Origin of the sequence: Nonomuraea endophytica (genome assembly GCF_014203235.1) — a bacterium.
Classification (GTDB): domain Bacteria; phylum Actinomycetota; class Actinomycetes; order Streptosporangiales; family Streptosporangiaceae; genus Nonomuraea; species Nonomuraea endophytica.
In genome coordinates this window covers 401,861-420,152 of the sequence record NZ_JACHIN010000009.1, presented here as the reverse complement: position 1 = coordinate 420,152, position 18,292 = coordinate 401,861, and the positions used below count along the sequence as shown (strand labels likewise).

Here is an 18,292-nt window from a genome sequence, read left to right as displayed (position 1 = left end):
CGTGCGCGCGTTCGCGCATCCCTGGTCTGGGTTCTGGTCATCCCTTTCGCGTTCTGGGCTTTGGCGCGGGTGGCCGGGCTTGAACGTGGCGGGCCGTTGACGCAGCTCATGTCGGCCACGCCGTACATCGCCCTGGGGTCGCTGCTGCCCGTCCTGGTCGCGGTGCTCGGGCGGCGGCCCGTCGCGGCGTGCGTCGCCGTCGTCACCGCGGTCACGCTGGCGTTGTGCGTGCTGCCCCGGGCGTTCGGTGACGGGAGCGTCGTGGCCGGGCGGCCGTTCACGGTGCTGTCGGTGAACCTGCTGTACGGCCGCGCCGATCCCGCGGCCCTGGTCGATCTGGTACGGCGGGTGCGGCCCGACGTCCTGAGCGCCCAGGAACTGACCCCCGACGCGGTGACCAGGCTGGACGGCGCCGGTCTGGGCGCGTTGATGCCCTACCGGGAGCTTCGGGCGGAGTGGGGCGCGGGCGGCCTCGGCGTGTTCTCGCGGCACCCGCTGAATGGTCCGGTGGTCACCCTTCCCGGCGGTGGGCGGGTCGAGGTCGTCGCGGTCCATCCGCCGCAGCCTTCGGCGGAGAACCTTTCGCGATGGCGTACGGCTCTCGCGTCGCTGCCCAGCGCCTCGGCGGAGATCCCGCGGATCCTGGCCGGGGACTTCAACGCCACGCTCGACCACGCGGCGCTGCGCGAGGTGCTGGCCCGCGGATACGCGGACGCGGCCGACCGGGCCGGAGCCGGGCTGGTGCCCACCTGGCCGGCGAACGCGCGGCTGCCGCAGATGATCACGATCGACCACGTGCTGGTGGACGCCCGTGTGGGGGTGCGGGAGGTCAGCGTGCACACCCTGCCGGGGACCGACCATCGGGCGGTGGTGGCCCGGCTAGAACTTCCCGAGTAGGGCGCGGGTGTTGTCCCAGCCTTCGAGACCGGGGTCCAGGCGGAGGACGTCGTCCGGGGTACGTAGGCGGTGCCAGCCGGGTGACGCGGCGACCATGCGGCGGCCCGGGGCCTGGGCGCGCAGGTCGGCCACCGGGTCGTGGGCGTCCAGGTCGGGGTCGGCCCAGTCGGGGAGGGGGAGATGGCAGGCCAGGGCGACGGCGCCGCCGTACTCGGAGGGGCACAGGGAGAGCCGGGCGCGGCCGAGTTCGCGGAACAGCTTGCCGATGAGGAGTGGGGGCAGGTCGGGGGCGTCGGCGTTGATGACGGCGGCCTGGTCGCCCGGGAGGCGGTTGATGATGTTTTTCAGGGGTTCGTCATCATTTATCGTGATCACTTCGGTGCCGGGCCAGACGATCTCCTCCAGGCCGGGCACGCTCGTGACCAGCACCGGGGTGACGAGCTCGAGGCCGGCCACCATCTCGTAGGTGTCCTCGGCCACCGCCGTCAGGAACTCCTCCGGGTCCACTCCGTCCGGCGCCGCCTCCGCCATGTTCCGGCGCGCGAGAACCGCGACGGTGCGGATCAACATTCCTCCGGGGCGTTGTGCGCGGCGGCGGAGAATCCTTCGAGGAAGCCGCGCGCCCGCTCGGCCTTGGGATACTGTTCGACCAGAGCCCAGAACTGAGGGCCGTGGCTCGGCACCAGCAGGTGCACGAGCTCATGGATGATGACGTAGTCGATGACCCATTCCGGCAGGCCCTTGAGGCGGGTCGAGATCCTGATCGTGGCGTTGTCCGGGGTGCACGAGCCCCATCGGTGCTGCTGGTTGTCCACCCAGCGGACGGTCTCGGGCCGGGCTCTTCCGTCGAGGTACTTCGCCGACAGCTCGTTGGCTCTGGCCTGGAGTCCTTCGTCGGTGGGTCTGCGCCGCCGCTCCTTGGCCGCCAGCCGATCGAGCATCCGGCTCACCCATTCATCAGCGTCTTCGCCGCTCAGCCATGCGGGCAAGAGCACGATCGTCTTGTCGCCGTCTCGGTATGCGGAGACCGTACGCCGGCGACGAGAACTTCGACGGACCTCGACTGTCTCGGGGGGCACATATGCACGTTAGCCGACACCGGCCGAATTCCACAGGGGGTGAGCCCCGTTTTAGCTGGTCAGATGATTAAGAGCCGGTGAATTTGGGCACCCGCCTTTCCCGATGGGCCCGCAGACCCTCTACCATGTCGGCGGAAGCCATGGTCACGGGCTGCGCGAGCGCCTCCCAGCGGAGGGCTGCTTCGAGATCCTGATGATCCGCATTTAGCGCGGATTTGGTGAGTTTCGCGGCGATGGGGGCGGTTGAGGCGACCTTGAGGGCGATCTCTTCAACGGCCCGCCTAAGGTCATTTCCCGCGAATGCCCGATTTATCAGACCTTCTGATGCTGCTTCCGCTCCTGTCAGGACACGTCCGGTCAGGAGCATCTCGCGGGCCAGCCTCAGACCACCCGTCTTCGGCAGCAGGTACGTGGCCGCCATGCCCGGATGCAGGCCCAGAGAGGTGAACGGGGCCAGCAGCTTGGCGTCATCGGCGGCATAGACGAGGTCACAGGCCAGAGCCAGGCAGAGCCCCGCCCCTACGGCGGCGCCGTTCACGGCGGCGATCGTGGGGATTTCCAGGCGGGTGATGGAGAGCCAGGTGCGGTAGAAGGTGAGCATGCGGTCCCTGAGGTCCGGGACCGATTCGGTGGCCCTCTCCCCCAGCCAGGACAGGTCCCCGCCTGCGGAGAAGGCGGTGCCCGCGCCGGTGATCACCAGGCAGCGGGCGGTCTTGTCGGTGGCGAGAGCTGTCATCTCCTGGGACCAGCGCTGGGTCATGGCGTCGGTCATGGCGTTGCGGCGGTCGGGGAGATTGAAGGTCACCCAGACGACGCCGTCATCCGAACGATCGACCAAGAGCTCACTCATGCCCAAGATCGTAACCCCGGCCCCAACCTCCACCCCAACCCACCTGCTCCTACCACCACCTCACCGCTGCCCCCAACCCACCTGCTCCTACCACCACCTCACCGCTGCCCCCAACCCACCTGCTCCTACCACCACCTCACCGCTGCCCCAGCCCCTTCCACTTCCAGCAGCCCTCCACCCCAACCTGCCGCCGCACCCCCGGCCACCTACCCACCCCACCTCTGCCCGCCGCTTCCCCCGCCGCCGCACCCCCGCCACCTACCCCTTCCCGCGGCCGCCCCCCCTCGCCGCCCCCTGCCCACCTGCCCCCGCCTGTCCCCTCTCACCTCTGCCACATGCCCGCTACCACCATCTGCCGCCTTTCCGCCCCCTGCCCGTCCCCCTTACCACCCTCTTGCCGCCCTCCCCAACTGCCCGCAGTTCCCGCGTGCCTTGCTGCCCCCCTCCCACTCCTGCCCCACCGCCCTCCCACCCCGGCTCCAGTCCTTTCCCAGGCCGCCTCTTCTCCTCCTCTGCCACGACTCCTCCGCTGCCGGTTCGGCACCGCTGACGTCCCGGCAACCATCCACCACCGCGCACCGCTCATCCGGCCCCCTCGCCTTCCCACACCTCGCGTACTACCGGCCCGGAACTCGACCCGCAGGCCTGTCCGCTCCGCCATGGCGTTGCCCGTGTCCCGCCCGGCAGCGGTTCGGCACCCCCACGACCCCGCTCCCAACCCCCGACCCGACACCGCGCCGGTTTGCCCAGGTATGGCGGGACCTTCATCCACAGCCCTCTGACCAGCGAAAGAAGTTATCCACAGCCCAAGACAACCACCCCCACAAACGCCCCCGATGATGGAACCCTGACCGTCATGAGGCCCCGCGTGAAACCCTCCCTGCGCCGCATCCTCAGAGACGAGCGCACCCTCCAGTTCGGCGTACACCCGATGCAGGCCGTCGTGCTCACCGACCTCACCCCACCACTCCGAGCCTGGATCGAGTCCCTGGACGGCACCCAGGACATGACCCAAGCCGTGAAGCACGCCGTAAAAGCAGGCATGGAAGAGCAGGCAGCCAGAACCCTCCTGGCAGAACTAACCGCCCAAGGCGTCCTGGACGACGCCTCAGTCCCTCTCACGATCCTGCAAGACATCCCCCTGCCAGAACGAGACCGCCTCCGCCCCGACCTGGACGCCCTGGACCTGGCCAGAGACAACCCCGCAGGGGGCCTGCCCACCCTCGCCCGCCGCCGCAACGCCCGCGTCCGCGTCTACGGCGCCGGCCGCCTGGGTGCCTCAATCGTCAACCTCCTGGCCGCGGCCGGTGTGGGCACAATCCGCGTAATCGACCCTTCTCCCACCCGCCCAGAAGACCTGGTCCCCGGCGGCCTCACCTGGTCCGAACTCGGCCTCCCCCGAGAAGAAGCCTCCGTCACCACCGCCACCCGCCTGATCACCTGCCCCCACACATCCACCCACCAACCACCCGCCCAAAATCCCCCCACAAAACAACGCCGCCGATCACAACAACCCACCCACCCGGCCCCCCAAGACACCCACCCCCCAACAAAGGCCCCCCAAGCCCCCACCCAAGATCCTCAGAGCTCCACCCAAGACACTCGGAACTCCAGGCCCAACCTTCGGGATCCCGCCCAAGCCACTCGAACCTCCACCCGCGAGCCCCGTAACTCCTCCCAGGCCACTCGGACCTCCGCGCACGACATCCGGCGCTCCACCCGAGAGGCCCGCGACGCCACACAGGGCACTCGGGGTCCCACCACCGACAGTCGGGATTCCACAAACGACGCTCGAAAGCCGAGCCAAACTCCGCGCCGACCGACCCAAGCGGCCCGTCAGCGGACAGATGTCATCAGCCAATCGATCGAGGACGAACGCCCCGGCGGTGGCAAACAGCGACCGGCCTCGCCTTCCCAGCCCACCTCGCCATCACAGAAGTCGGCCACACCAGCAGAGCCCACCCCATCGCCCAGGCCGGAGCCGTCGCCCTATGCCCGGTTCGTCGCGGGCGGGCCGTATCTCAACGACCGCTCTGACCTTCCGCATCTGGTCATCCTCGCTCCGGTAGGCCCGCTGGACGGGATCCTGGTGACCGAGCTGACCGCGCTGAACATCCCGCACATGCTGGTCTCCGCCTTCGAGGGCATCGGAACGGTAGGCCCGCTGGTGCACCCGAGTCAGTCCGCATGCCTGCATTGCCTGGACCTCACCCGCCGCGACCGTGATCCCGCCTGGCCCATGGTGACCGCCCACCTGGGCGGCTACCCCGCGGGCGAGATCGCCTGCGACACCACCCTGGCCGCCTTGGTGGCCGCGGAAGCCACCAGGCACGCCCTCGCCTACCTTGACGGCCACCCTTCGATTGTGACCAACGGCACAATCGACATATTGCCTGATTGGCAGAGGAAGCGGCGGACCTGGGCCATCCACCCGCAATGTAGGTGTATACGCAACAATCCTGATTCGCTAAGAATGGTCAGAGCGGCCACCCGCGACTAAACCCAGCCAAATCACGCCAGTCATCCCACGCCACATGGCCAGTCACCCGGGGGTCCACGACCAGACCTCTGGGCACGCGCCATACAGTCACAAGCAAGCATCCCCGCACCCAGCGGGAACACGCACCACCCTCGCACCCAGCGAGGTATCCCCTCCTGACCTCGGATTCCGTCTCAACCTCGGCGTCCAGCGAGGTGTCCCCCCTGGCCCCGCACCCAGCGAAACACCTCCACTCGACCTCGGCATCCAGCGAGGTCCTCTTGGCCTCGCACCCAGCGAGGCAACCTCCGCCGCCTTGCAGCCAGCAGGGCAACCCGTCGTTCCACGCCGAACGGGCAACGCTGTGAATCCCCGCACCCGGCGGGCGATCTCGACACCGTTCGGGTCAGGTGCGGCCACCGCCGTATCGGGTCCGTCGGGCACGGCCTGCCGTACCACGAGAGGAAGAACCTCGAACCAGCGGGCACCTTGTGCTCGCGACCAGCACGACAGGAAGCCTGCAGCCAGCGGGATCCGGCACCACCAGCACAGCGCCCGTGTCCGACGGGCATCAGGGGAGACCATCAGGCCTGGAAGCCACCGGGCCGGGTCCGCGACCACGCGCACACGGGTCGACCACGGAAGGGGGAAGTGGCGCCTCAACGGGACGCCGCGTACTAGGGTGAGCGATCTTCCGCGCCGCGCAGTCACGCGCTCCGCCAAGCTGGCCACGCTTCCGATCAGTTTCGCGGGCCGCACGGCCCTGGGTATCGGGAAGCGTATCGGCGGCAAATCCGCCGAGATCGTCGCACAAGAGATCCAGCAGCGTACCGCCGAGCAGATCTTCAAGGTCCTCGGCGAGCTCAAGGGCGGTGCGATGAAGCTGGGGCAAGCGCTGTCCATCTTCGAAGCCGCTCTGCCGCCTGAGATCGCCGGGCCTTATCGGGCCACGCTGACCAAACTCCAGGATGCCGCTCCGCCGCTGCCCGTGGCCACGGTTCACAAGGTGCTGGCCGAGCAGCTGGGCGACGACTGGCGGGAGAATTTCATCTCCTTCGAGGACCAGCCCACTGCTGCCGCGTCGATCGGGCAGGTCCATCGTGCGGTTTGGCACGACGGCCGCGATGTGGCGGTCAAGGTTCAGTATCCCGGCGCCGGTAAGGCGCTTCTTGGCGATTTCACCCAGTTGGCTCGGCTGGGCAAGTTGTTCGGTGTCATGTTGCCTGGTCTCGACATCAAGGCCGTGCTGGCCGAACTCCGCGAACGTATCGCCGAAGAGCTCGACTACTTCCACGAGGCGGAAGCCCAGCACGCGTTCGCGCAGGAGTTCCACGGCGACCCCGACTTCCAGGTGCCCGACGTTATCGCCGCCAACGAGATGGTGCTGGTGACCGAGTGGATGGACGGTACGCCGCTGTCCCGCATCATCACGGATGGCACGAAGGAACAGCGTGACCGGGCGGGACTACTGCTCGTGCGGTTCCTGTTCTGCTCACCCGCTCGGGTGGGCATGCTCCACGCGGACCCTCATCCGGGCAACTTCCGCATGCTTGAGGACGGCCGACTCGGTGTCCTCGACTTCGGCGCGGTCAACCGGCTTCCCGAGGGGTATCCCAAGGCGTTCGGGAAGCTCACCCGCATCTTCAACCACGGCGACATGGAAACGGTCATGAACGGCCTTCGCGACGAGGGCTTCATCCGTCCCCACATCGAGATCGACGCGGATGCTCTGCGCGCGTTCCTGGCGCCGTATGTCGAACCTACGGCGGTGGAGGAGTTCACGTTCAGCCGCGAGTGGCTTCAGGCGCAGGCTGCCAGCGTGACCGACCTCCGTCCCACCAACGTGGTGCGCCAGCTCAACCTTCCCGTCTCGTATGTCCTCATTCATCGGGTGCACGCTGCGGGCATCGGTGTCCTGTGCCAGCTCGGAGCTACTGCCCGGTTCCGCGACGAGGTCATCCGCTGGGTCCCAGGCTTCGCCGACGACCCGGACCAAGCCACCGATTCCCTCCCTGTTTCCTGATCCCAGAACCCCAGCAATCCAGAAGCGCCCTGGCTGACCGGCCGGACACGACTCCGGAGCACAAGCCCGTCAGGCAGCGGCGCGCGACGGGGTGGGTGCTCGTTGGGCGGTGGCAGGCGGCGCAGGGCCGGTGATTGCCGAGGCCGAGAAGGGGCGCGCTTCGGCGGAGCCGGGGTGGTGTGCCGGGGTGGTGTGCCGGGGTGGTGTGCCGGGGTGGTGTGCCGGGGTGGTGTGCCGGGTCGGCTGGTGGGTATGGCCGCGTGACGTGGGCGAGGTGGCGGGGGTGAGGTGGCGGGGGTGGGGTGGCGGGGGTGGGGTGGCGGCGGCGCGGCAATCCGGGTGATGTGCCAGGTCGGGGTGGCTTGAGCGGGGGCCGGGATTGCACAGCCGGGGCGGTCGGTCCGGCCGGGTGATGTGAGCGTGGGCCGGGACGGCACCCGGGGGGTGGCGCGTGAGCCTGGGCCCGAGGTGGTCCGCATGGGATGGGTGGCCGGGAGCGCGCGGAACGGCCAGAGCGGCGTGTGCCGGGGTGGCGTGCCAGGTCAAGGGGTCGGTCCAACCCGGGTGATGTGCCAGGCAGGTCCTGGTTGAGCGGGGCCGGGATTGCACGGCCGGGGTCGTCGGTATGACCGGGCGGGGCGGTCGGTCCGGGATGGCGAGGCGGGGCGGTCGGTCCGGGATGGCGAGGCGGGGCGGTCGGTCCGGCCGGGGGTGATGCGGCAGGCCCGGGTGGCGTGAGCGTGGGCCAGGGGTTGGGGTGGTCGGGTGCGGGGGTGCGGGGTTTGGGTGGTCGGGTGGTGTGGGGTTTGGGGTGGGGCTGGGGAGGTTGTGGGGGTGGTTGGGGGTTTGGCCTTAGCGGGCGAAGGGCCCGGGGGCCTTGGTGGCTCCCGGGCCCTTCGGTTAGAAGGAGACCTCGGTGGAGGTCCTGCGCCGGCGGCAGGACCTCCGGATCAGACTTCTCGGGTCAACGCCATGCGCAGGCGGTCATTGGCCCGCTGCACGTTCTTCCGGGCGCGCTCTACTCGGCGGATCCGGTTGATCAGGCGTTGCTCCTCCGCCTCTCGGTGGAGGGTTTGTATTCGGTCGTTAACCATGTCTTGGAACAGATGTGGCATTTCAAAGCTCCTGGTGGGAAGGGTGTTCATTTCCGTGAGATGCCTTTCTTGAGTAGGGACAGGGCCGGTTGATCAGGCAGCGACCGGGTGCTTGCGGGGACGCCCGCGGGGCCGCTTGCGGGGTACTACGGTCCCCCTGAGGATGAGCTCGCCGCCCCAGACGCCCCACGGCTCCTCACGCTCGAGCGCGCGGTCGAGGCAGGCCTTCTGGATCGGGCAGCCACCGCAGAGCGCCTTGGCGAACTCGACGTCCTCCGGCGACTCGGCGAACCACAGGTCGGGGTTGGCACGGCAGGGGATCTTGGCTTCGTCGATCAGGTCCATGATCGTCTTCGCCCCCATCTGCGTCTCCTTCTTGTTTTCGATCTCGGTGATCTTGTTGGGCACCTCGTGGGTGGTGGGGGATCACGGACAAACAAAGAGGCCGCGGATCCGATGTGCGGATCCGCGGCCTGGGGGCTGCTTATGTGCCGGTCAAGTTATGACCGGCGCATCCCTCCAGGGTTGCGGACCGCACAGTCCACCCTTGGTGTTCTGCTGGGTCGGCACGATGCTCGGGGCACCTGCGATGGCAGGCGCGGACGGAGCCACTCCTGCTCCGTAAACCAGGACGGCTTCGAAGCCGGCACCGTGGCTGGCGCGGGCGTAGAAGGCGGACTCCTGGCCGAAGACGGACGGCTCCCGACGCAACTTGGCCGGCCCATCAGCGAGCTTGACCGAGTTACGGCGTGCGGAAGCGAGCCACTGCGTGGCCGACATCTTGATGCTGATCACCGGGACTCACCTCCGTTCTGGGATCGTCGGACAGGAGTGTCCGACTCGCTTGACCATGACCCTAAACCGGGAAGCCGGGAAGGGGCAACTTATTTTCTACCTGGGATTTTGCGACTTTATCTCGCGGATCATGGCCTCCTGCACCACCGAGACCACGAGGTCTCCCGATGAGGTGAACATCTGTCCGCGGGCAAGGCCACGAGCTCCCCCTGACCAGGGGGATTCCTGAGCATAGAGCAACCAGTCGTCGGACCTGAACGGGCGGTGGAACCACATGGCGTGGTCCAGGGAGGCGCCCATGACGTTCGAGGTGCCCCAGGACAGGCCGTGCGCCAGCAGTATCGTGTCGACGAGCGTGAAGTCGGAGGCGTACGCGGCCAGCACCACGTGCAGGAGCGGGTCGTCGGGGAGCTCAGCGTCGTAGCGGAACCAGACGTTGGTCTCGGCGCTGATCAGCTCCGGGTTCCTGGAGGCCTCGAAGGTCAGCGGCGAGGCGTAGCGGGCGTCCACGGGGCGCGGCCTGGACAGCCAGTCCTTCCATCCGGGCTCGTCGCCCACGAGGTCATACAGCTTGTCCTGGAAGGTCGGCAGTGTCTCCGGGTCGGGGACGGTCGGCATCGCGGCCGCCTGGTGTGCCCAGCCCTCTTCGGGGACGTGGAACGAGGCGGACATGGTGAAGATCGCCTTGCCGTGCTGGATGGCGACCACCCGGCGGGTGGCGAAGGAACGGCCGTCGCGGACCCGCTCGACGTTGTAGACGATCGGGATGGCGGGGTCGCCCGGCCGGATGAAGTAGGCGTGCAGCGAGTGCACGTGGCGGTCGTCGGGGACGGTTCGTCCCGCCGCGACCAGTGCCTGGGCCGCCACCTGGCCGCCGAAGACGCGCTGGATGCGCTCCTCCGGGCTGCGGCCGCGGAAGATGTCCAGCTCGATCTGCTCAAGGTCGAGCAGGTCGAGCAGCTCCTTCAGCGCCTCGTTCACGTGTCTCTCCCTAGCGGCTGGCCGTATCACCATAAGTCTGACGTGCCACCTGCCGCGTCAGGAAGCCGCCCGCCCTATCGGGAAAATCACGCGCCCCGGCAGAGGCCGAGTACGGCTTCGCCGTACTTGTCCAGCTTGACCTTGCCGATCCCCGCGATGGACAGCAGTTCGGACTCGCTGCGCGGCACCCGCTCCGCGATGGCCTGGAGTGTCACGTCGGTGAAGACGACGTACGGCGGGATCTTGGCCTCCTTGGCCGTGGTGGTGCGCCAGGACTTGAGGCTTTCCAGCAGGGCCTCGTCGAAGGCGGCCGGGCAGTTGGAGCATCGGCCCAGCTTCTGCTCGGCCGCGGTGGCGAGGTTGCGGGCGCAGATGCGGCAGGACACGGGGGCGGCCACCTGCCGGCGTTCGCGCGAGGGCGTGGACGCGGCGGCGGCGCGTGGGGTGGTGGCCGGGCGGCCGGTCAGGCCGTCGAGGAAGCGGGAGGGGCGGCGGCCCTTGCGACCGCCGGGGGCGCGGGCGAGCGCCCAGGAGAGCGAGAGGTGCTCGCGGGCCCTGGTGATGCCGACGTAAAGGAGGCGGCGCTCTTCCTCGATCTGCTCGGCCGACTCGGCGTAGATGATCGGCATCATGCCGTCGGTGAGGCCGACCAGGAAGACGGCGTCCCATTCCAGGCCCTTGGCGGCGTGGAGTGAGGCCAGCGTGACGCCTTCGACGGGCGGGGCGTGCTGCTCGCCGGCGCGGCGTTCCAGTTCGGCCACGAACGCGGGCAGGTCGGCCCCGCCGGCGGCCATGTCCTCGGCCAGGTCGGCCAGGGCGCGCAGGGACTCCCACTTCTCGCGGGCCTTGCCGCCGCCGGGCGCGGCCGGGGTGAGCCCGATCCCGGTCAGGATGTGGTGGACCTCGCCGGCCAGGGGTTCGCCGGACTCCGAGCGGGCGGCGCCGCGCAGCAGTACGACGGCCTGACGCACTTCGGGGCGCTCGAAAAAGCGCTCGGCGCCGCGCAGGACGTAGGAGATCTCGGCCTTGGACAGGGCCTCCTCGTAGGCCTCCGACTGGGAGTTGACCCGGAACAGGACGGCGATCTCGCGGGCGGGCACGCCCTTGTCGAGGAGTTTGCGGATGGCGCGGGCGACCCCGGCGGCCTCGGCGGGCTCGTCGTCGTGCTCGGTGAAGACCGGCTTGGGGCCGTCCTTGCGCTGGGCGAGCAGCTCCAGCCGGTGGGCCGAGCGGCCCTTGGCGATGACCAGGTTGGCCAGGTCGACCACCTGCGGGGTGGAGCGGTAGTCGCGCACGAGCTTGATGACGGCGGCCTCGGGGTGCTCGACGGCGAAGCCGGTCAGGTAGCGGGGGCTGGCGCCGGTGAAGGAGTAGATGGTCTGGTTGGGGTCGCCGACCACGCACAGGTCGTCGCGCCCGCCGAGCCAGGTGTCGAGCAGGAGCTTCTGCAGCGGGTTGACGTCCTGGTACTCGTCGACGACGAAGTAGCGGTACTGCTGGCGGATCTGGGCCGCCACCTCCTGGTGCTCGGTCATCACCGCGGCGGTGAGCTCCAGGATGGTCTCGAAGTCGACCAGGTGCCGCTCGCGCCGGATCTGCTCGTAGGCGTCGTAGACGCGCGCCATCTCCTCGACGGGCACCGGCGGCGTGCGGTTGAACTTCGCGGCGGCCGTCGTGTAGTCCTCGGGGGCGATCTGGACGACCTTGGACCATTCGACCTCGCTGGCCAGGTCGCGCAGGACGTCGGGGCTGGTGCGGGTGATCCGGCAGGCCTCGCGCAGCACGGGCAGCTTGGACTCGATCACCGAGGGCGCGTCGCCGCCGATGACCCTGGGCCAGAAGTAGGTGAGCTGGCGCAGCGCGGCGGCGTGGAAGGTGCGGGCCTGGACGCCGGGCGCGCCGAGCGCGCGCAGCCGCTGCCTGAGCTCCCCGGCGGCGCGTGTGGTGAATGTCACGGCGAGCACGCTGGAGGAGTCGACGTATCCACTCCGTACGGCGTGGGCGATGCGGTGGGTGATCGCCCTGGTCTTCCCGGTGCCCGCGCCGGCCAGCACGCACACCGGACCTCGCACGGCCTCGGCCACCGCTCGCTGCTCCGGGTCGAGCCCGGCGAGCACGTCGTCCACGCTGTTCACCTCATCATCCTCCCAGCCGGTGGCGGTGAAGGGCTCCATTCTGGCAACATGCCGCCCGTCACCCGTTCACATCACCGAGATGCAAAGAACAGGTCAATTCCCCCACAATGGGGCGCGACCAACTGCATGGGGGAAAGGGAAGGCCGTGCGAACTGCGGTTTTCGCGAGCGCGCTCGCCGCTGCGATCGTGCTCACACCGGCGGCCGCCGCCGCCGAGACGGCCAAGGACCCTTTCCCGGTCGACTCCAACGGCCTCGGCGGCCTGTCCGCGGAGAGCGTCAACTACGGCCACCAGCGCAACCAGGACATGGACGTGTGGTGGACGGCCGACGGCACCAAGCGGCCCGGCGTCTTCCTCATCCACGGCGGCTGGTGGTCCGGCGGCGACAAGAGGTACATGACGGAGATCGCCCGCACCTACGCCGACATGGGCTACACGGTCTTCAACCTCAACTACCGCCTGTCCGGCCAGGAGGCCTGGCCGGCGCAGCGCGGTGACGCCTTCTCCGCGATCGCCGTGGCCCGCAAGCACGCGGAGCGCTGGTCGTTCGACCCGGCCAAGTTCGTGGTGGTGGGCTTCTCTGCGGGCGGCCACATCGCCGCGGCCGTCGGCACGTACGGCAACGGCGTGCCCGGCCTGAAGGGCGTCGTGGGGCTGTCACCGGTGATCTCGCCGCTGCGCGCCTTCTCCGACGGCGCCAAGACCACGGACGTCAACAAGCGCCGCCTGCGCGTGGCGGCCATGCGGCTGGCCGGCGGCTGCGAGCCCAAGGGCAAGTGCTCGCGGGTCTGGGCCAGCATGGAGGTGCCCTGGCACGCCAGCGCCAAGGACGCGCCGATGCTGATGCTGCACTCGGAGGACGAGTTCGTGCCGCCGGTGCAGAGCCAGTTGCTCAAGACGATGCTGGGCCAGGTGGGCGTGGACGTGACGGTCGTCACCCAGCCCGGCGCCCAGCACAGCGCGCCGCTCTTCCGTGAGCCCGGCGTGGCCGAGCGCGTCCAGCAGTGGATCACCGACCGCATCGGTTAACCCCACCGGATCACGAGGGATTACGCGGGCGCCCGGCGTTGTTGCACCGAGCGCCTGTTTACCGAAAGGAACCCTCATGGCGCTGACGGTCTACACCACCACCTGGTGCGGCCCCTGCAAAAGGCTGAAGTCCCAGCTCTCCCGCGAAGGCATCAGCTTCAGCGAGGTCGACATCGAGGCGAACCCCACCGCCGCCGCGTTCGTGGAGAGCGTGAACAACGGCAACCAGGTCGTCCCGACGGTCGTCATCGAGACCCCCAAGGGCCGGGTCGTGCGCACGAACCCGTCGGCGCGCGAGGTGAAGGCACTCCTCCAGGCCGCCTGAAGGTCCCTACCAGTCACCGACCAGTTCGTCGCCGTACCACGTCTCGATCAGCCGCCTGGCGATCGAGACCGGCGGCGGCAGCCGCAGCTCGCCTGAGGCCAGCGCCTCGGCGAGCTGCACGCGTGAGTACCACCTGGCCTCGGCGATCTCGTCGGCGTCCGGGGTGAGCGTGGTGGTGATCGCGTCGGCGAAGAAGCCGAGCATCAGGCTGCGCGGGAACGGCCACGGCTGGCTGCCCAGGTAGCGCGGGTTCGTGACGGCGATGCCGACCTCCTCGGCCACCTCGCGCACGACCGCGTGCTCCAGCGACTCCCCCGGCTCCACGAACCCGGCCAGGATCGACAGCCGCCCCTCCGGCCACTGCGGCCCGCGGGCCAGCAGGCAGCGGTCCTCCTCGTCGCGGATCAGCATGATCACCGCGGGGTCGACGCGCGGGAAGTGCTGGGAGCCGTCCTCGGGGCAGACGCGGATGTGGCCGCCCCCCTCGACACGGGTACGGCTGCCGCACCGCGGGCAGTGCTCGTGCGTCGTGTGCCAGGCCTCCAGGGCGACGGCGTAGACCAGCAGCCCCGCGTCCCGGTCGCCGAGCAGCCCGCCGACCTGCCGCAGCCCGGCCACGACCGGCTGGCCCTCCGGGGTGTCGCGCAGGCTCATGGGCACGGTCGCCCGGCCGTTCAGCTCGGCGTCGACGCCCGGCAGGGGCGCGGCGACGGCGAAGTAGGCGATGTCGTCCTCGACGCCCAGCAGATAGCGCTCGCCCTCGGGGGCTTCCTCGGTGGTGTAGAGCACGGCCTCGACGTCCTCGCCGGTGCGGCGGACGAGCGTGTGGCCGTCGTTGATGACCAGAACCCTGGTGCCGGGGTCGGCCCAGGCACGTTCCAGCCACGCGCGGTCGCCGCGCAGCGTCGAGGATCTGTCGATGGTGCCGCGCGCCAGCAGTAGTGGCCCGATCAGTTGTTCTTCAGCCCTTGTATCCACGCCGGACACACCCTCCCCAAAGTCGCAGACATCCTACGACGCCAGGTTCGGGTAAGCCTCGCCGCCGCACTTCCGGCCGAATCCCCCGTAACCACATAATTGGCTCGCAGCATCGTGAAGATCGGAGGCTCTCGATCGATGCCTTTAGGAGACCCGCGGCAACTCGGGGACTACACGCTGGAGCACGTTCTCGCTGAAGGACCGGCCGGCGTGGTGTACGCGGGACGCGGTCCGGACGGCGAGCGGGTGGCGGTCAAGCTGCTCCACACCGATCTGGAGGATCCGGAGCGCTTCCTGGAACGGGCCGAGGGACTCAAGCGGGTGGACGCCTTCCACAGCGCGATGATCCTCGACGCCGGGATCGAGGGGGCGCGGCCGTACATCGTCTCGGAGTTCGTGGACGGGGTCAGCCTCAAGCAGGCCGTCATCGAGCACGGTCCCCTGGGGGGCGCGGCGCTGCACCGGCTGGCGATCGCGACGATGACCGCGCTGGCCGCCATTCACCAGGCGGGGCTGGCGCACGGGGCGCTGCGGCCCGACAACGTGTTGCTCGGGCCGGACGGTCCGCGGGTGATCAACGCGGGGGTCGGCGCCGCGGTGGAGTCGGGGTCGGCGATCGCCACCCAGCAGGTCTCCTCGCCCGCTTTTCTGGCGCCGGAGCAGTTCGCGGGCGAGTTGTTCCCGGCCTCAGCGGATCTGTTCGCGTGGGGCTCGACCGTGGTCTTCGCCGCCACCGGGCAGTCGCCCTTCCACTCCAACTCGATGTCGGCCGCGATGAACCGCATCCTGCGCGAGGAGCCCGACCTCGGCGGCGTGGCCGATCCGCCGCGGGCGATCGTGGCGGCGTGCCTGGCCAAGGATCCGGCGGCGCGGCCCTCGGCCAGCGAGGCGCTGATGCGGCTCGTGGGCCACTCCATGCTGACCGACCTGCCGCCGGTGCTCGATGAGGGGCCGCCGCGCCGGTCCAGGGCGCCGGTGCTGGTGGCCGCGGCGCTCGCGCTGGCGGTCCTGTCGGCCGCGGGCGGGCACGCCGTCGCGCGGGTGACGCGACCGGCCCCTGCTCCGGCCGAGGTCGTGTCCGCGGCTCCGGCGCCCGGTCCAGCCTCGCCTTCCCTCGACGTCCGTACGGCGGCGCCCGACCCCAGCCCGCCGCCCAAGCCCACCAAGACCGTCAAGGCGGCGGGCATCGGCCTGACGCTGCACGAGAGCCCGGACGACCCGGTCGTCCTGAGCGCCTACCGGGTGGGCAAGGACGCGTACGTGCGCGAGGGCGACACCTTCACCAAGCTGAAGACGCCCGGCGCCGACCTCGGCTTCTCCCCCGACGGCCAGTGGCTGGCGATCTACGCCGAGCCCACGCTGACGGTCGTCAACAGGAAGACGAAGGAGCAGTACGCCGTCACGCCGGAGGTCAACGGCAAGCTCGCCCTGCCGACCTGGTCGCCGGACTCCAAGCGGCTGCTGCTGAGCATCGTCGACGGCGGCGATCCGGAGCTGGCTCTGGGCTTCGTGCTGGTCGACCCGGTCTCCAGAAGCGTCACGCCCGTGCCCACCGACGACAAGGCCGAGCGGATCTACGCCTGGCTGCCCGACTCCTCCGGCGTGGTCATCGACTACCGCAGTGAGAGCGGCTGGGGTCTCAAGGCCCGCGACCTGGCCGGACGCGAGCTGTGGACCAAGCACTGGGTCGGCCGGCTCTGGGGACGGCGCAGCTTCTCGCCCTCCGGGGCATCGTTCCTGACGCTGTGCCCGAGCGGCGGCAGCTTCTGCCTCTGGAACACCGAGAACTGGGGCCGCCAGGAGAGCGTGGCCATCTATGGGGCCAAGGGCGGCACGCTGCTGAGCTGGTACGACGACAGCCACCTGATCATCACCGAGCCCAGGGACAAGGACAAGGCGGTGCACCGCATCGTCGCCATCGACCTGCGCGGCCGTACGCAGAGGGTGATGGCCGAGCTGGCCGGCAAGGACGACCGGGACGACCTGATCTACGTCTACACGGGAAGGTGACCGGCATGGACTCCGGCATCCTGGTCACCGAGCGCGCGGACGGACGGACGCTGGCCCAGGCGGTCTCCGAGGGCGGCGCGCTGTCGCCCAACGCGACCCACCGGCTCGCGCTGGCGGTGCTGACCGCGCTGGCCTCCGTGCACCGTACCGGCGGGCACCACGGCGACCTGGGCCCGCACACGGTCGTGCTCGGCGAGGACGGCACGCACGTGCTGCGCGGCACGCCCGACGGGGAGGGCGGGCAGTCGGCGGACATGTTCGCCTGGGCCGCGCTGGCCGCCTACGCCGCGACCGGCCGCGATCCCTTCGGCGAGGTCGACAAACGCCGCCGGTACGGCGCCGCCGACCTGGGCGCACTCCACGGCGAACTACGTGAGCTGGTGGCCGACTGCCTGGCCGAGGACCCGGAGCACCGCCCGGCCGCGGAGGAGGCGCTGCTGCGCCTGCTCGGCCAGTCCGGCGCGCTGGAGACCGCGCTGCCCGACACACCGGAGCCGCCCCGGCGGCGGCCCCGCGCGCTGCTGTTCACCGCGGCGGCCGTCGTCATCGTGCTCGTCTTCGGCGCCCTCGGCTACCTGCTCACCCCCAGGACGGTCAGCGCGCAGCCGGTCGCGGCCGGCACCCCGTCCCGGCCCGCCTCGGCCACCCCGACGAAGCCCACCGCGCCGAAGCCGGTCCCGGTGACCAGGACGATCACCCTGCCCGACGGCGCCGGCACGCTCTGGGAGAACGCGGCCGACAAGGTCCGCCTCACCGCGTACTACATCGGGAAGGACGGCAGCGACTCCGTCGCCTACGCGCGCACCCTCGACGGCACCGGGTTCGCCAGGACCGGCGGCGACAACATCTCCTCCCCCGTCTCGCCGGACAACCGGTGGATGGCCACCGTCAACGAACTGCACATCCTGACCGCCGAGCGCCTGGACGTGAGCTTCACCGACCGGGTCACCGGCGAGAAGTTCACCGTCCCGACCGTCACGAACCCGCGTTGGGGCGTCTCGCCGCAGTGGTCGCGCGACAGCCGTACGCTGCTGCTGTCGATGCTGGAGCGCGATGAGCAGGTCCAGGCCGCCTACGTGCGGGGCTTCATCCTCATCGACGTCGAACGGCGCCGCGCCACCGTCGTCGAGACGGCCAACGCCGAGGACGTCGCGATGTTCAGGAAGCAGGAGCCGGATCAGCGCACCAGCTACTACTACCGCTGGGCGCCCGGCGACCAGCTCATCGCCTCCGGGTACATGACGCCGGAGAGCGGCGAGGGCATCCGCTACCGGGACCTGACCGGCAAGATCGTGCGCTCCATGCACTGGGTGGGCCGGCCGATCGGGCAGACGCCGTTCTCCCCCTCAGGCAGGCGGCTGGTCACCACGAGCTGCGCCAAACAGCTGACCAGCTGCATCTGGGACGTGGACACGGGCAAGAGGCTCGCCAGCGTGCCGCCCAGCCCCGGCTTCATGTACGGCTGGTACGACGAGGACAACCTGATCGTGGGCCGGGTCGCCGGCAAGAAGATGATCGTGGAGGCGATCGACCTCAAGGGCAAGGTGACGCGGAAGCTGGCAGAGCTGAGGGCCGTCAAGGACAAGCTGTCGGACCTGCGCTTCGACAGGTACTGA

General features: G+C 69.8%; 15 protein-coding genes and 1 pseudogene. 8 read left to right on the top strand and 8 right to left on the bottom strand.

What is annotated here, in order from left to right; genetic code table 11:
* The first annotated feature begins 96 nt into the window (after positions 1–96).
* A complete protein-coding gene (locus tag HNR40_RS32435) occupies positions 97–897 on the top strand; it encodes an endonuclease/exonuclease/phosphatase family protein (protein ID WP_246509679.1) in 801 nt (266 codons plus the stop codon).
* Here the strand turns inward: HNR40_RS32435 and HNR40_RS32430 are convergent.
* The 3 genes from HNR40_RS32430 to HNR40_RS32420 form a co-directional block, all read right to left on the bottom strand.
* Positions 880–1,467 carry a hypothetical protein gene (locus tag HNR40_RS32430; protein WP_246509678.1) on the bottom strand — a complete coding sequence of 196 codons (588 nt, stop codon included), beginning with the start codon at positions 1,465–1,467 and terminating at the stop codon, positions 880–882. The two genes, HNR40_RS32435 and HNR40_RS32430, sit on opposite strands and share 18 nt — an antisense overlap.
* Complete coding sequence (locus tag HNR40_RS32425; protein WP_312896603.1) at positions 1,461–1,838, bottom strand: M48 metallopeptidase family protein; 378 nt, start codon at positions 1,836–1,838, stop codon at positions 1,461–1,463. The genes HNR40_RS32430 and HNR40_RS32425 overlap by 7 nt, the downstream gene beginning before the upstream one ends.
* Positions 1,839–2,043: 205 nt before the next feature.
* Complete coding sequence (locus HNR40_RS32420) at positions 2,044–2,826, bottom strand: enoyl-CoA hydratase/isomerase family protein (RefSeq protein ID WP_184968043.1); 783 nt, start codon at positions 2,824–2,826, stop codon at positions 2,044–2,046.
* Positions 2,827–3,682: 856 nt separating this feature from the next.
* Here HNR40_RS32420 and HNR40_RS57900 point away from each other — a divergent pair.
* The 3 genes and pseudogenes from HNR40_RS57900 to HNR40_RS32410 form a co-directional block, all read left to right on the top strand.
* Positions 3,683–4,180 (top strand): annotated as a pseudogene (locus HNR40_RS57900) (ThiF family adenylyltransferase); the annotation flags it as partial.
* 735 nt (positions 4,181–4,915) lie between these two features.
* Positions 4,916–5,326, top strand: coding sequence for a hypothetical protein (locus HNR40_RS32415; protein WP_184968041.1), 411 nt, complete (start codon positions 4,916–4,918; stop codon positions 5,324–5,326).
* A 661-nt stretch (positions 5,327–5,987) separates the two neighbouring features.
* Positions 5,988–7,328: an ABC1 kinase family protein gene (locus tag HNR40_RS32410; RefSeq protein WP_184968039.1), complete on the top strand. Its 1,341-nt coding sequence runs from the start codon at positions 5,988–5,990 to the stop codon at positions 7,326–7,328.
* Between the two features lie 1,187 nt (positions 7,329–8,515).
* Here HNR40_RS32410 and HNR40_RS32405 read toward each other — a convergent pair.
* The 4 genes from HNR40_RS32405 to HNR40_RS32390 all read right to left on the bottom strand — a co-directional run bounded on the left by HNR40_RS32405 (position 8,516) and on the right by HNR40_RS32390 (position 12,372).
* Positions 8,516–8,785, bottom strand: a complete 270-nt coding sequence (locus tag HNR40_RS32405; protein ID WP_184968169.1) for a WhiB family transcriptional regulator — start codon at positions 8,783–8,785, stop codon at positions 8,516–8,518.
* A 132-nt stretch (positions 8,786–8,917) separates the two neighbouring features.
* Positions 8,918–9,217: a hypothetical protein gene (locus tag HNR40_RS32400; RefSeq protein ID WP_184968037.1), complete on the bottom strand. Its 300-nt coding sequence runs from the start codon at positions 9,215–9,217 to the stop codon at positions 8,918–8,920.
* Between the two features lie 96 nt (positions 9,218–9,313).
* Positions 9,314–10,198 carry an acyl-CoA thioesterase gene (locus HNR40_RS32395; protein ID WP_184968035.1) on the bottom strand — a complete coding sequence of 295 codons (885 nt, stop codon included), beginning with the start codon at positions 10,196–10,198 and terminating at the stop codon, positions 9,314–9,316.
* An 86-nt stretch (positions 10,199–10,284) separates the two neighbouring features.
* Entirely contained in the window at positions 10,285–12,372 is a 2,088-nt protein-coding gene (locus tag HNR40_RS32390) for an ATP-dependent DNA helicase UvrD2 (RefSeq protein ID WP_184968034.1), read from the bottom strand.
* Between the two features lie 106 nt (positions 12,373–12,478).
* Here HNR40_RS32390 and HNR40_RS32385 point away from each other — a divergent pair, with 106 nt between their 5' ends.
* Together HNR40_RS32385 and HNR40_RS32380 are read left to right on the top strand one after the other, a co-directional pair.
* Positions 12,479–13,363 (top strand): alpha/beta hydrolase, encoded by an 885-nt coding sequence (locus HNR40_RS32385; RefSeq protein WP_312896602.1) that lies wholly within the window; start codon positions 12,479–12,481, stop codon positions 13,361–13,363.
* Between the two features lie 76 nt (positions 13,364–13,439).
* Entirely contained in the window at positions 13,440–13,688 is a 249-nt protein-coding gene (locus tag HNR40_RS32380; RefSeq protein ID WP_184968030.1) for a glutaredoxin domain-containing protein, read from the top strand.
* A gap of 6 nt (positions 13,689–13,694) precedes the next feature.
* Here HNR40_RS32380 and nudC read toward each other — a convergent pair whose 3' ends face one another.
* Complete coding sequence (gene nudC / locus HNR40_RS32375; protein WP_184968028.1) at positions 13,695–14,666, bottom strand: NAD(+) diphosphatase; 972 nt, start codon at positions 14,664–14,666, stop codon at positions 13,695–13,697.
* A gap of 138 nt (positions 14,667–14,804) precedes the next feature.
* Here nudC and HNR40_RS32370 point away from each other — a divergent pair, with 138 nt between their 5' ends.
* Both HNR40_RS32370 and HNR40_RS32365 read left to right on the top strand, forming a co-directional pair.
* Positions 14,805–16,676 carry a WD40 repeat domain-containing serine/threonine protein kinase gene (locus tag HNR40_RS32370; protein WP_184968026.1) on the top strand — a complete coding sequence of 624 codons (1,872 nt, stop codon included), beginning with the start codon at positions 14,805–14,807 and terminating at the stop codon, positions 16,674–16,676.
* 5 nt (positions 16,677–16,681) lie between these two features.
* On the top strand, positions 16,682–18,292 hold the full coding sequence (locus HNR40_RS32365) for a serine/threonine-protein kinase (RefSeq protein WP_184968024.1): 1,611 nt from the start codon (positions 16,682–16,684) through the stop codon (positions 18,290–18,292).